Annotated in this window: 14 protein-coding genes; 1 reads left to right on the forward strand and 13 read right to left on the reverse strand. The window is 47.9% G+C overall.

What is annotated here, in order from left to right:
• Nucleotides 1-26: 26 nt before the first annotated feature.
• From MH215_RS11290 to MH215_RS11330, 9 genes are all read right to left on the reverse strand, one after another.
• Complete coding sequence (locus MH215_RS11290) at nt 27-1,010, reverse strand: XkdQ/YqbQ family protein (RefSeq protein ID WP_239290262.1); 984 nt, start codon at nt 1,008-1,010, stop codon at nt 27-29.
• Nucleotides 1,007-1,642: a LysM peptidoglycan-binding domain-containing protein gene (locus MH215_RS11295; RefSeq protein WP_239290813.1), complete on the reverse strand. Its 636-nt coding sequence runs from the start codon at nt 1,640-1,642 to the stop codon at nt 1,007-1,009. The genes MH215_RS11290 and MH215_RS11295 overlap by 4 nt, the downstream gene beginning before the upstream one ends.
• Before the next feature lie 54 nt (nt 1,643-1,696).
• Entirely contained in the window at nt 1,697-3,523 is a 1,827-nt protein-coding gene (locus MH215_RS11300) for a hypothetical protein (RefSeq protein WP_239290263.1), read from the reverse strand.
• 197 nt (nt 3,524-3,720) lie between these two features.
• Nucleotides 3,721-4,155: a phage tail assembly chaperone gene (locus MH215_RS11305; RefSeq protein WP_056694180.1), complete on the reverse strand. Its 435-nt coding sequence runs from the start codon at nt 4,153-4,155 to the stop codon at nt 3,721-3,723.
• A 260-nt stretch (nt 4,156-4,415) separates the two neighbouring features.
• Entirely contained in the window at nt 4,416-4,823 is a 408-nt protein-coding gene (locus MH215_RS11310; protein ID WP_056694176.1) for a phage tail tube protein, read from the reverse strand.
• Nucleotides 4,824-5,002: 179 nt separating this feature from the next.
• The gene (locus MH215_RS11315; RefSeq protein ID WP_239290264.1) at nt 5,003-6,466 is read right to left on the reverse strand and encodes a phage tail sheath subtilisin-like domain-containing protein; all 1,464 of its coding nucleotides are present in this window, start codon (nt 6,464-6,466) and stop codon (nt 5,003-5,005) included.
• Nucleotides 6,466-6,666 carry a YqzN/YkzM domain-containing protein gene (locus MH215_RS11320; RefSeq protein WP_239290265.1) on the reverse strand — a complete coding sequence of 67 codons (201 nt, stop codon included), beginning with the start codon at nt 6,664-6,666 and terminating at the stop codon, nt 6,466-6,468. The genes MH215_RS11315 and MH215_RS11320 overlap by 1 nt, the downstream gene beginning before the upstream one ends.
• Nucleotides 6,667-6,763: 97 nt before the next feature.
• Nucleotides 6,764-7,633, reverse strand: a complete 870-nt coding sequence (locus MH215_RS11325; protein WP_239290266.1) for a hypothetical protein — start codon at nt 7,631-7,633, stop codon at nt 6,764-6,766.
• Between the two features lie 382 nt (nt 7,634-8,015).
• Nucleotides 8,016-9,863: a DUF4127 family protein gene (locus tag MH215_RS11330; RefSeq protein ID WP_239290267.1), complete on the reverse strand. Its 1,848-nt coding sequence runs from the start codon at nt 9,861-9,863 to the stop codon at nt 8,016-8,018.
• A 336-nt stretch (nt 9,864-10,199) separates the two neighbouring features.
• Between MH215_RS11330 and MH215_RS11335 the strand changes: the two genes are divergently transcribed.
• A complete protein-coding gene (locus MH215_RS11335) occupies nt 10,200-10,685 on the forward strand; it encodes a hypothetical protein (protein WP_239290268.1) in 486 nt (161 codons plus the stop codon).
• A 168-nt stretch (nt 10,686-10,853) separates the two neighbouring features.
• On the opposite strand, the gene MH215_RS11340 is transcribed toward MH215_RS11335, so the two are convergent.
• The 4 genes from MH215_RS11340 to MH215_RS11355 all read right to left on the reverse strand — a co-directional run bounded on the left by MH215_RS11340 (nt 10,854) and on the right by MH215_RS11355 (nt 12,833).
• Nucleotides 10,854-11,804, reverse strand: coding sequence for a hypothetical protein (locus MH215_RS11340; RefSeq protein WP_239290269.1), 951 nt, complete (start codon nt 11,802-11,804; stop codon nt 10,854-10,856).
• Nucleotides 11,805-11,946: 142 nt separating this feature from the next.
• Entirely contained in the window at nt 11,947-12,123 is a 177-nt protein-coding gene (locus tag MH215_RS11345) for a hypothetical protein (RefSeq protein WP_239290270.1), read from the reverse strand.
• Nucleotides 12,086-12,358: a VOC family protein gene (locus MH215_RS11350; RefSeq protein ID WP_239290271.1), complete on the reverse strand. Its 273-nt coding sequence runs from the start codon at nt 12,356-12,358 to the stop codon at nt 12,086-12,088. The genes MH215_RS11345 and MH215_RS11350 overlap by 38 nt, the downstream gene beginning before the upstream one ends.
• Before the next feature lie 19 nt (nt 12,359-12,377).
• Complete coding sequence (locus tag MH215_RS11355; protein ID WP_239290273.1) at nt 12,378-12,833, reverse strand: VOC family protein; 456 nt, start codon at nt 12,831-12,833, stop codon at nt 12,378-12,380.
• Between the last annotated feature and the right edge of the window lie 13 nt (nt 12,834-12,846).

Raw genomic sequence — 12,846 nt, forward strand, 5'->3', positions numbered from 1 at the left:
CGGCAAACTGTCCATATGGATCATCGTTATTCAAGGTAAACCCTCCTTCTCACCATCTCCGCTGTAGCTAGTTCCAACGTCATCGTTCCAGCTCCAGCTAGATCACGGCTCACCGACATGACGATTAGCTTCAGTCCTTTCAATAACACGGCATCCCCGGCTCGAATGGTATTGATATCTGGAGCAGTCACGGTAAACGTCTCCTGAACCCCGGCCAGACGACTCTTCGCCAGTTTCTTGGCGGCAGCCGCTGTTTTCACCTGATCGTCCTCGATCAGCTTTTGCAATGTACCGAGTTCAGCTACACCATCCTGCTCAATTGCGAGCACTTTGGAGGGAACCTCTTTGCCACTTCCCGACTCCGAAGCCGCCATGACTTTCACCTTCGTAACTGCACCTTCGAGCGTCCGCATCTGTGTCAGATCGATGAGCCGATCCAGCTCGTGCACCTTTGTGTTACTGCCTACCTTATAGAGCTGCAACCCTCCAGACGTCATTCGAGGATGATACATGTCTCCTCCTGACTTGGCAGTTTCCTTCAGATCAGCAAACATCATCGAGAAAATCGTCTGCGCCCGATACACCGCCTTCCCGAGCTTAGTTTTGGTATCTGGCAACGTGGCACAGGGGATTTTCCATTCCTTAGCGTACGTTTTGAGCCGCTGCGTCGCGGTCTGATCCTTGGGTAACAGGAACTCATCCTCCGACTTCTCCAAATAGATCATGCGGTCGTACACCGTGAGAGACAATCGCTTCGTGCCACTATTGGAGCTTTCAACCTCCCAGATGACAGCAGGATGCAATAACGGAACCTTCGCCTTTTCTCCAAAAGGAACCCCACTGATCCGCACCGGCATCCCCGGTGATATCGCAGGTAGACCCGAGGATGCAGACACCGCCAGACGGATGTTGGCCTGATAAGCAATCTGTTCGAGCGAATCCTTCAGCGTAATCGTCTCCACCAGTTTGGTCACGTCGTATTGATCGTCAATGATGACCTGGTACGTCACGGCATCACCAGCTTCTGTCCAGGCTTGATCCGGTTCGGATCACTGCCAATCGTCTTGGCATTGAGCTTATAGATTTCGTTCCATCGGGAACTGCTCCCAAGCTCCAGCTTGGCTATTTTGGACAGCGAATCCCCAGATTTAACGATATAAGTCTTGTTTGTTTTTTTCAGATCGGTGCGAGTATTTGTCTTGCCTGCCTGGCCTGCTGTCTTCGCACTCGTCTTCTCTACCTTCGAGTCCCGCCAAGTACGCATGGTGAGGTCAAAATAAATATCCCCACTCTCCCCACCCCGGAAGGTCGTATTGTGAGACACGAGATACACAGGCACATTCACTCCTGTATTCGTAATAATGAAGCGCAGCGGCTTCTTTGATACTAGAAATGTATTCAGTATGTTCATCGCTACACGTGGATCGGGAATATCTGCATACGTGCAGTAGGATGCATCGTATTCTTTGGGAAAAAAAGAAGAGAAGGTGATCTCCTTCACCCTCTCTCCCTGCGCAAAATCAAACTCACCATGCTCCAGCATTTGAATCGTCTCATACCCTTTGGTACGGGAAATATTCAACTCTTCTGGATTCACGGGGAATTGGAATGATGTCGTTCCGTCTTTTAACGTGAACTCCATCTCTATCCCTTTCACTTGATCTTCAATCACACTCATACCTGACCTCCTTTCATCCTAGGCCATGATCGTTTTGCGGTTCTCCATCGCACGTCGTACCTCACTCACCACACGCTGTCCGACCTGTCGGGCAAGCCCATCATAGTCAATCGCATTCTCGCGAACGGTAACTTGCACCGCACCTACAGGAACATTTACAGCAATCTGGTTCGTTGTTTCGGTTTTGAAATCCTTAAGGTAACTCGACAGGCTACTCATCTGATCTTCCGAAATCTGTACGGTCATCGGGGATGATTTGCCATTCGTTCCCGCTGTGGACTGTGATCCATTTCCCGCATTCATTGCCTGCAGTTGCATCATGCTCGAACCTTGAAATGCCGCCGAAGTGGGTTGAACCCCCATTGATGTCGTATACGCCCATGGACCTGTGGTCAAGAGTGCGGAAGGAATATATGGAGGAGCTACTGTAGGTTGTACCGAAGGTGCTGGAGGCACGGGAGCGGGTGGAACCTTCTCTTCTTCCTTCGAGCCAAACCCAAAGAAATTGGAGATGCCGCTCGTGATGTTTTTCGTTTTTTCGGCGACATAATCTACCGCACCAGATACAGCATTGCCCACGCTCTCAGTTGCGCTCGACATGAAATTGCCAATATCCTTCGCTTTACCGCCAATCCATTCGCCCGCAGCACTTCCTGCCCAGCCACCAATTGCGCCGCCCACATACGTGCCAATCCCAGGTAAAATCACACTCCCAATGGCACTGCCAATAGCGGTACCCGCTGTTCCTCCAATCATGGAACCTACGGCTCGGCCACGCTCTCCAGGTGCAGCAGAAGCCACATTCGCTACACTCGTCAACATACTGATCGGCCCAAGCAGTTTTCCTGCTCCTTTCGCTAGACCTCCGCTTATCTTGCTAAACATGCCGTTACCCGATAACAGGTTGGACATGCCCATCGGTGAACCTGACAGGATGCCCGAGCTAAAACCGGATTTCCCTCCACCTCGCATCCGCCTATTCTTCTCCATGGATACGGATTCGCGGAAGGACTTGTTTGATGTGTCTTCATGAATTTTGGATTGGGTTGGAGCGGGTGCTGGAGTAGTTCTCGGGGATCGGCCTCTGTAACCTCCCCCAGAAACTCTACGTGGGGTTTTCTCGGCTTGACCACCACCAACATTTCCAGTTCGAGAATTGGTTCTGGATCGGTTCCCACCTCTTGAACCGCTCTTTGAACCACCTCTGCGAGTCTTTCCAAGACTACCGCCAGAGCAGCAACCACATTTAGCGGCCGGGCTTGAAGCAGCATCTGTTTTAGATTTTTTGCCTCTTATCTTGTTCCAACCATCTCGTAGTTTTCCGAGTAGATTCGCAACATGAGTTACTGCATCTCCAAATTTATTAATGTAATCTGCAAAATCAGCACCCTTATCCAACCAGCCTTTTTCTTCTTCCTTCGCTACATTCTTAACCGTATTGTTATTGCTGCCAATACTAAGCGACAGCGAAGGATTGCTCGCCGGATTCATCTTACCCATCGCCACTTCAACCTTTTGGCGCACCTCGACAGAGACCGTTCCCGATGCTTTGACCATCTGCCCTTGAACTCGGTTCAGCTTCGCCAATACCCGATCCAAGGCAGGACTTAGCTGATCATTCAGCCCAATCGTTGGTGTGATGCGCAATCTGCTCAATCGAATTGCGGTACTGTACACATGCTCAAGTCTGCGTCCGGTTGTTCGCAGCTCGTTATTTGTTTTAATCAGACTCTGATATCGCACCCTGCCCAGCCGTTCGGTCGAGCGCTGAATCTGATCCAGATAACGAAGGGTTGTCCGCATCTGCGCATTGGACTTACTTAGACCTACAATCATTTCTGCCATCTAATTCACCTCCTGTCATTCCATATGGATTCCTCTACCTTACCGATTGTTTTGCTTCGTGATTGCATCCATTTCCTCTTCCGAGAAAGCAAGCAACAACGAGCGTTCGCCTCGGGGTAGAGACCAGAACTCTCCGGGTCTTAGATGATGACGCACCCACATGTGATAGAGGAACGTTGTCATCCCGCCGGAGTGAATTAGTTTTTTAGGTCTTCAATCTCCACACCGAACCCAGATAGCTCCAGTACTTTGTCACCCACCGCATCCAGCTCACCAGCAAGCAGCATGCGGCGAACCGCTTGTTCCCCGCCAGACAACTTCATGCGACCAGTAATGCGGCTATCACCCCAGCCGGATAATTCCAGGCTGCGCACTTGCAGCTTCACCGTCGCTTCGGAGATAAGCAGTGCATTGAACGTTTCCGTGTCCACCTTTTCTTCGGTGCGACCCTTGACCGTTTTGCGAACTGTACAACGCTCGCGGATCTGATCGACTTTGGAGGATGTCAGTCCACGCAGCGTAAGCAGCAGATCCAACCGCTGAATACGCACATTTTCCTCTGGCAATCGCTCTGCCGCTTCAAATAGCTGATCCAAAATTTGCTCTTCTGACAGCTTTTCATTCATACTCATCGAGGCATGTCTCCTTTTAGCTTCCTAAAATGTACTTCGTATTACAAAATCCGCTGAAACATAAGAAGCAGACCGAGTTGCCCTCAGCCTGCTTGTTCTTATAATTACTATATCTTCGGGTTAGCTTTCCATAACCTTGCTTTCGCCTTGCCTATGCCTTCCTCTTCCTTGGTCTTCCTTGGTCTTCCTTTGTCTTCCTTTGTCTTCCTTTGTCTTCCTTTGTCTTACTTTGTCTTACTTCATATTCCTAACTACGATTCTTAGTTCGCTACAATCGGATTAAGCAACTCAAATCCTTCGAAGGTAAAGCCTGTTTCCTCCGGCACTTCTTCCCCGGCAGTCCAGTTCGCAAGCTGAATTTTGTCCACCATACACCCTTTTAGCAGTACACTCTCATGTCCATAGGACTCTGGATCATCTAGCTTGGAGATAATCTGGAACTTCGTGAAACCACGTGTAATCATATCTGAAGTGACTTTGTACCCTGTCATCGTACCTGTTCCTTTTTTCGCTCCATTCTTGTGCACCTTCCAGTCGTTACCGACCAGATTCAGCTCACGCTTCTCAATCTCTACACTCGCTTCCAGCTTGTTAATATTGGTCTGCCACGTACCATCAATATGCAGCTGACCATGGGTACCGAGAATAACTCTTGATGCATCTAACATGAATATTCCTCCTTGGGATCATTGAACGTATCGATTCGCGTAAACCATTCGTTCACATATTTTTATTATGGATATGATTGGACTTTGCCCCATTCGCTTACTTCCACAGCCGGCTAAACTCATTTATCTTGAAACAGCACACTCTACACACAAACTAGAATCTGCACGCCTAACAAATCTTATTGCACATAAAAAGTGCCGAATAATTGCTCCATCACATCCGTCAGCTTCACATTCCACTGCAAATACACCTGATCTGCTTCCGGCTTCAGAATCGGAGCCGTTCCATAATACGCAGGATCGAGAACGACATCGTATCCGGATGCTTCAATCACATTGCTCTGCGCGAGCAGTGCCAGATAGGCTTTCATTGCCCCAATCAATGCCTGGCGACCTTCCTCCGTGTTGTTCACTTTACCGATGTACGTGTCCTCAGCAGAACGCTGCAGGTCAACGTTAATGGCATCCATAACACGGATGGAACGGATTTTTTTCCAGGCATTATTCTGACCAGCTACCGGAGCAACTAGCGTATTCACACCACGCAGTGCTTTAACCTGACGACCATCGTGGAAGAAAATAAACACACCATTCTGCACAGCCTGCTCCTGTTCAGCTCTCGTCCAGCGACGTGTCACATCATCGAACGGAGTTGATGCATACGTGGTGGATTCGTTCAAGCGCTGACCTGCGATCAGACCCGCAACATACGCAGATGTCTCAGCCGAGCTATAGAAGGTGTCTCCCAAACGCACCCCCGTACCCATGTTAACGACACCCTCATGGTTCAACTGTGCTGAACGGGCCGATGCCTTCTGAGCAGCACTCGCCGATGTATCATCTGCTGCGGAACCGCCAAATACGGCGATAACCGGTTTGCCTTCATTACGCACACGTTTAACCCATGCGCCAAAGCTTGCAAGTAGAGGGGCATCCGCGGCTTGATCCAGAGCCAATACATCGAATTGTTCACTCTCAAGCGCCTCTTGTACGGCAATGTAATCCGCATTGGTCAGACTGTCATTGCCACTCACACCGCCTTTGAATGATGCACCAGCAACGGTGGCAACCTCGCCCGTACCATCTCCAATCGCTACTGCTGTTACCCATACGTTGTTCTCATCCGCATTGATCTGATCTGCCAGAGCTGCACCTGTGATATCTGCTGTCACCAGCGCATACAACATGCGATTACCTTCGAAAAGGCGCACTTCATGCTTCGTATTATCAATGATGCCAGGTTGAATCGTGACATAGAAATCGTTACTCCGATCCCCTGCATACTTGGCATCCAATTGCAGTACATCTTCATCGTTACGATCCTTGAGTGTAAGACTTCCCGCCTTCGCCGTTTCCCCCACGACCCGATAGGCCAATAGCTTCTTCGGCCCGCCGAGCAGGGCAAGCTTTAGAGAGGTGTATGCTGTCCCATTGTCCTTTGCACCCGCTGAGAAAATCCGTTCAATCGCTGATTCGCTGCCCACTTCTACAAAAGTCCCCGCCGGCCCCCAGTTTGCCTTCACTGGTACTACAACAGTTCCACGATTTCCTGCTTGAATGGACGATGCTGCCGCCGCCTGAAAATTCATATATAAGCCCGGAAGTACCGGACGATTCGTCTGCTCCCATGTTCCGCCTGCCATTAGCCCTTCACCTTCGCTTTCATAAATTGGTTAATTCGTTCTTGTGCTTCCGCAATGGAAAACGTCTGCGCCGCCGTTACACTCAGCGCCCCATACAGCACCTCAGCCTTAACGGCAAAGAGGGCTTCCGCATGATTGATTAGCTCGGCTCGCGTATATTTCGCGGCGCCTTGTTGGATTTGTTCGATTGAGCTTGTCAACGCCATCTCACCTCATTTGGTTATAAGTTCAACTAAAGATTGTTCAGAAAGTCTGCTTTTGAACATGAACTATTCATAAATTTATTGTGATTCATGCTTATTCTATTCCTCTGCTATGATGCACCTGACGAATGAAAGGTACGTCTGTTCCTGGGCGACGAATCCGCTCCTGTAAGGTCAGACGGATCTGCCCATTCAGGTAGGCGTCCACCTGTAAATCGGCAGAGACGTCATCAACCGTGACATATCGCCTGCTCTCGTTAGTATCTTCGCTCCCCGCATCAGTAATTGCGATTCGTGCTTGTATCCCTAGCTGTTCCACAAGCCGAATTACAGTGTTACGTGTCGCCACTGGATTTCTAGTCATGACATGTCCCACGAACTGCTTGTGAATCTCCAGTGTAGAAGCACCCGCCTCGGCGATATCGTAACTCGTGATTCGCCACAAGACAGAAGGAGATTCGTACCCTCCAGGCCACATATCACGATAGACAGACCAACTTGAACCAAGCTCAGTTTGTGTCCAATTCTGGAGTGCAAGCAACGAATAGTCCTGCGTTTCGATGGCAAGATCATGTTCAATGACCTCAGGTATATAGACCCCAAATCGTAGACTACGTGTAATGAAGCCTGCACCAGAATCTATTCGATCACAATCGGAAGATCCGAGGTAGATACAGGTGAAGGCATTGCCCTCCGTATCCTTTAATCGGATCTGGTGTAATCCCTCCACCAACTTACTGGCCCAGACCTCCAACTGCTCCGCTCCACCCTCTGTGAGTCTCGCATATGGAGCAATGCGAATGATTCGGCGATATCCTGCCCAGCTAGATTTAGGTACTTCTTCCGCAAAAGCAATGACCGCACAAGGTTCATTTACCAACTCGCCCGGTGCAAGAGCATCACGCACCTGACCCTTCCACGCCGGAACAAGTTCAGCAAGTTTCTGCTTTAATGTCTGCTTCATGAGCGTGCTCATCCTGCCCACACTTGCTGTGGAATTTACCTCAGTTGTTATAGACAAATTTATTTCGCCCCCTTCAGCTGCAAATGTATGATCTGCTCCCACTGTGCAGCGACAATGCAGCAGTCATGAAACTCCCCCTTTAACATTCCGTCTGCAATACAATCTATGATCGAACCAAACTAGACAACATCACCGCATAAGAAAGACCGGCTCCATGGCCGGTCTGCTGTACATTAGCGTATGTGCTTTCGGTGTGTCCCTGTGCGATTGATCCGATAATATAATCTTACACCTGTTGATCCCAAACGCGGATGGTGATTGGCATGACTTCGGTGCGATTAAGAGAGTATCTTGGGTGGAAAAAAGACGACACTATATGAAGTTAATCAGACACCAATGTAACTTGGGGGTTCAGCGTAATTTCAAACGCACGTCCCCAGATAAAGTCCGGATTGGTATACTCCAGCTCTGCATTTTCATACGCAGCATAGGAGCTTTCCCCATCTTCCAACTGAACCACCGCATCATTACCTTGGGCAAATGCAGGTTTAGCGGCAAGTGTCGTTGTGTATGTCTGCATTAAATCTCGCAGCAACGATTGTAGGTGTTCGTAATCCTCACTGGAATTGAACAAAAGCATATTCTGATCCGCGAGCGTAGCCACGTTGGTATACAAGGCATGAGCTCGGGAATACGTGCGAATATCTGCAATCGCAACCGCTTTGTAGTAATAATCCTTCAGGAAACGTTTAAACAGTAGTGACCCTTGAACATTCATCGCTTCCTCTAGTGCAGAGGCATTTGTTTCTTTCGTAATAAAGGCATAACGAGATTGTCCCATACCAACGGCAATTCCAATCTTATTGCCCGGTGTATTCCAAGCACTATATCCTAGAACGCGACCAGTGTGTGGACTAGTCAATAGCGCTTCAGCTACATCTACATTCGCCGGACCTTTACCTACAAAATCAATCACAACCGTGGGCATACCTTGTTCACTATTAACGTTAATTCGCTCAACAGCAGCCTCTACCTGTTCCAGTGCCGTAATCGCCACAATTTCTAAGTTAGGCTCTGGTTTGTTCTTATGAGAATGGCTGGTCATTCGATCAAGTTCTGAGGCAACATCGAACGTTGCCGCTTGAAGCGAAGCGCCATCCTGCCTAACGTTCTCGCCTGTGACAAGATCAGTATCCGTCTCTTCCTCTGGAACTGGATATGCAGAATCAGCAACAAGCACGCCACCCACGATATCAATATGTCGGGCTACATTCTCATGCACATTCATATATTCGTAGGTGTTCACGATGGTATTACCATGCGGGCCAAAGTAGGTAACCGCATAACGTGTTTTTTCGCCATCACGAATCAATTGATTTGCCATGCGAGCTAACAACGAATGCCCCAAACCATCGGCATCCGGAAGAATGATCGCACGGTCTGGATTCTGCCCAGCTACTCCGCCAAGCCATTCGTTAATTTGATTCTCCACATAACGGATCTCGTTAATCTGTACGCCTTGTGTATTGGCATCATCTACACCAACCGCGAGAAAGTCAATATATCCCTTACGTGCCAGTTGATCCAGGATGTATAGATTCGTTTTGAATTTATGCTGTCTGGTATTGTAATATTGTTCTTTGTCAAAATAGGTCGTCTCACCATACTCTGTAGAATCAGGAGACAAGTTATACCCCTGGATAATATCTTCAAAAGCAGTAAACGTCTGTCGAGGCTGCTGCATTAATGCTCGCGATTCATTATAAGCATCAAGCGCAAGTCCATCTGCAAATGAAGTGGTCGCAAGTCGCATGATCGTGTCCATCACGTAAACGGGTTTACATGGATATTTCTCTTTAATAACTCGAATTACATCCAACAACCGCGTCGTCTCCTGATCATAGTTCGGATAATCACCGCCTCCGTTCTCACGAAGCTCGCGGCTACCAATCAGACCACCATAAGCCAGCATATCGCTTGAAATAATGAAGCCTTCAACTTCAGCAGCATGCTCTAGAATAAAATCGTGAATATTGGACGGCTTGCCATACTGAGGTGTAGATGTACCAAGTAATGTGGTGCCATCTACCGTTTTCTCCGAATCCAAGCGGTTTCGGATGTCCTTCCGGTTCGGTGTAACGATATGGAGACCGGCTGCTTTACCTTGTACAATGACGTCATCCAGGTTGGCTGGACGATCATCGAGTGGGACATACAATACTTTTTTCATATCATGCTACCTCCTGCTCCAAGAATGAGATTTTCCTTCAGCACCTGATCAGAACGCTTAGCCCCTATTAAAAAAACTGGCCATTAGCCAGTAGATTCATAGATGATATCGATATGATTGCTTTCCTTCTGATCCGATAATACCATCTTACCTCTTTTAAACGTCTACGCTGACGGTTAACCGCCTGAATTAAGACCGATTGTGGAAGCTAATACGTCGGCTCAGCGTCGGTTTCTTGCGAAGGCTTAATATTAGTTGATTTGACTCAACTTTTATACTCCTGCTAACGTTTATACTGCAAATGAAAGATTTATAGGATCAAGAGGAGTGAATTGTATGCAAAAATCAGATTGGTTCTACCTCTGGGTGATCACAAGTGGTTATATGACAGGTTACGTGATGCATATATTGACCCTGTTCCTTCTATATAGGGAGGCTGGCGTAGTAACTGACTCGTTTATTGGATGGACTGTGGTGATGTATTTAACGAGTGTGATGCTGCTGTATCTGCTTTCTGTAATTATCCTCCGTCTAGTCGGTTTATATCGCTTCTGGTCTCAGACGATTATGTTTGTATTAGCCTCCTTCCTTAGCGTTTATATGACAGCTTGGTTATTCCTTGGTACAGGTCTTTCCACTCTACCTCCAATTTCGTTCCCTTTCACAGACGAAGGCTTGCCTTTACTGGTTTTTTGGACGAGCACAGCCCTGATCTGTTCTTGGGGAGTTTGGGTCGTACGTAATCCATCGACGAAACCCCTTTTTATGTTGTTATCGCGAGCTACGTTAATTCTTTTCATCATTTGGATGGGAGTCCGTTAGAATTAAGGATCAGCTTACATCCACATACCAAAGAAGAGCACATGCCCCTATGCTTCACAGGCTGTGCTCTTCTCATTCTATTTCCTCGTTCCTTACATATGTCCATTGATACTATTTATCTAATCACTCAATCCACAACATGGAATGAATGTTTCTTTCGTAGCCTTGTTAAGCAATAATATATCTGAAGTTTTCCCAGCTCTCTGGAACCGAATTGCTGTTTCTTGCATGATGATAGAAGCTGAATGGGAATTTAAATACATGTCCGCTGTTCCAATCTTGTGAGCGTCGATCTGTCAGCCAGTATTCAAGTTCATGCGGCAGTGCAATCGAGCGTTCAGCACGTACCAAGGGTAGTTGATCCACAGGAGACTGCAATGTCAGCCTGCCTAGTTCATGATCCACATTACGGCTCAGTCGCAACGCTTTTACCATCGTTAAGAACGGCGTCAGCCCTTGGTAGAACAAGCTTGGATAACCTAATTCATACAACATATTAAGTGCATGTCCATACGTTAACATATGTCCGATGAGATCATGATGAGCCTCTGCTTGATAGATGGTATCAAATGCCCCAAGCTCATCCAGAATGAGACGCGACAGATCCTCCGGACGTTCAATCAGGGGAAAACCGTCAGATTCATCTACACGTAGCGTGCGTATTTCTTTAACCGTCGTATTGATCCACGATCTTCCCGGCACAGTCCGCTCAAATGAATCAATCAGCTCCACTAGCTGCTGTATATCGCGGGCAGTCCCCCATCCCTCCAGCTCACGAATGGCCTTTAGGCTAAATGCCCCATAGATGGCTTGATGCCCAACCCAATGGAGTTCACCAATAGTACGATCCAGTGCCTGGGTAATAAGTGCTTCCGCTTCTTCCATTGGCAACACTTCACCTCGCAAAGAAGTTTCTCCCGAGTGTACGCCATGTTTACGGAGCATTGCCTTGGCTTCAGCTGTGACACTTCCAGCAGCCAGAGAGGTTAGGCGGTTCTCCCTCACCCAGAAGTAAGCCGCAATCGCCGCTGCCCCATAATGGGCGTGCCACAGATCCCCTGTGTGCTCCCGACTCGAAACGATGATCATTAGACCCTCTTCTAACAAACGTCGATCCATAATTCATCCCTCCTTCATCGCATAAGTGTTTCCCCATATATACCGCTTACATTGCGGATACTTCTATTAAATGAGCAAAATCGTGAAGATATGCACACCCTTGTTGACCAGTTCCATTTTCACTTCACTTGCTTGCATTTAACTACATTTGCAGCTTTCCGACATCTTGGACGACGACCTCAAGTGCATGTACCTGTGCTTTTTGCTCTGAGAAGAACCAGATCCGTTCTTTTTTCACAACAATGAATAGACCATTCATATCTCCCATCGGCGCAAAGGTATCACTGATCTTGACCATCTTGCCGACTAAGCGGAACACGAGAAGCTACCCATTCCTTTGCTTCCTGAAAGAGATTTGAAGGTATCATCCATGCAAAGTGATAGAAGTGCTCCTCGTTCGTCTCGTTTTGCATAAATACCATTCTTGTCTGTCCAGCTTGAATCGTAAATGAACGCTCAGATTCATCGACAATGGGAATGCCGAGCGTATCCTTATAGAACGGTTTAATATCTTTCAACTGTGCAGTGTATAACGTAACCTCTTCAAATACCATCTCGTTTCCTCTTGCTGATCTAACCACGTCCATGCATGCGTTCCCACTTGCTCCACGGTACCATGCCCAGCTCAGGCTTCGCTTCGTCTGGCAGCATGGATATGAACTCAAGTGAGTGCCCATCTGGATCGGTGAAATACACCGACACGGCGGGCATCCAGCTGAACACATACAATTCGCCAATGTCATCATCTAAGAAATTACGCGCCGCAATCCCTTTAGCCTCCAGATATGGGACGGCTTGTTTCATATCCTCTAAGGACACATGAAAAGCGAAATGCTGCCGCTGAACTTTATCAGGTTCCTTTTGCCAGATGCCTAACATTGCGTTTCCTCTACCACCGACCCAGTAAAAGGAGTTCCCTCGCTCGGGCTGTCCATATGCATGTTCCAGACCCATAATATGCTCGTAAAAATGCTGGGATCTCTCCAGATCCGTTACATTCAGATGTGTCTCAAATATACCTTTAATCATGCGACATCCCCCT

It is taken from the genome of Paenibacillus sp. ACRSA (genome assembly GCF_022346845.1).
GTDB lineage: Bacteria > Bacillota > Bacilli > Paenibacillales > Paenibacillaceae > Paenibacillus.

Excerpts from the sequence above, each read along its gene's own strand:
- MH215_RS11295 (WP_239290813.1), bottom strand. The coding sequence starts at position 1,642 with ATGGAGTTCACGTTAAAAGACGGAACGACATCATTCCAATTCCCCGTG.
- MH215_RS11300 (WP_239290263.1), bottom strand. The coding sequence starts at position 3,523 with ATGGCAGAAATGATTGTAGGTCTAAGTAAGTCCAATGCGCAGATGCGG.
- MH215_RS11305 (WP_056694180.1), bottom strand. The coding sequence starts at position 4,155 with ATGAGTATGAATGAAAAGCTGTCAGAAGAGCAAATTTTGGATCAGCTA.
- MH215_RS11310 (WP_056694176.1), bottom strand. The coding sequence starts at position 4,823 with ATGTTAGATGCATCAAGAGTTATTCTCGGTACCCATGGTCAGCTGCAT.
- MH215_RS11315 (WP_239290264.1), bottom strand. The coding sequence starts at position 6,466 with ATGGCAGGCGGAACATGGGAGCAGACGAATCGTCCGGTACTTCCGGGC.
- MH215_RS11325 (WP_239290266.1), bottom strand. The coding sequence starts at position 7,633 with ATGAAGCAGACATTAAAGCAGAAACTTGCTGAACTTGTTCCGGCGTGG.
- MH215_RS11330 (WP_239290267.1), bottom strand. The coding sequence starts at position 9,863 with ATGAAAAAAGTATTGTATGTCCCACTCGATGATCGTCCAGCCAACCTG.
- MH215_RS11335 (WP_239290268.1), top strand. The coding sequence starts at position 10,200 with ATGCAAAAATCAGATTGGTTCTACCTCTGGGTGATCACAAGTGGTTAT.
- MH215_RS11340 (WP_239290269.1), bottom strand. The coding sequence starts at position 11,804 with ATGGATCGACGTTTGTTAGAAGAGGGTCTAATGATCATCGTTTCGAGT.
- MH215_RS11350 (WP_239290271.1), bottom strand. The coding sequence starts at position 12,358 with ATGGTATTTGAAGAGGTTACGTTATACACTGCACAGTTGAAAGATATT.
- MH215_RS11355 (WP_239290273.1), bottom strand. The coding sequence starts at position 12,833 with ATGATTAAAGGTATATTTGAGACACATCTGAATGTAACGGATCTGGAG.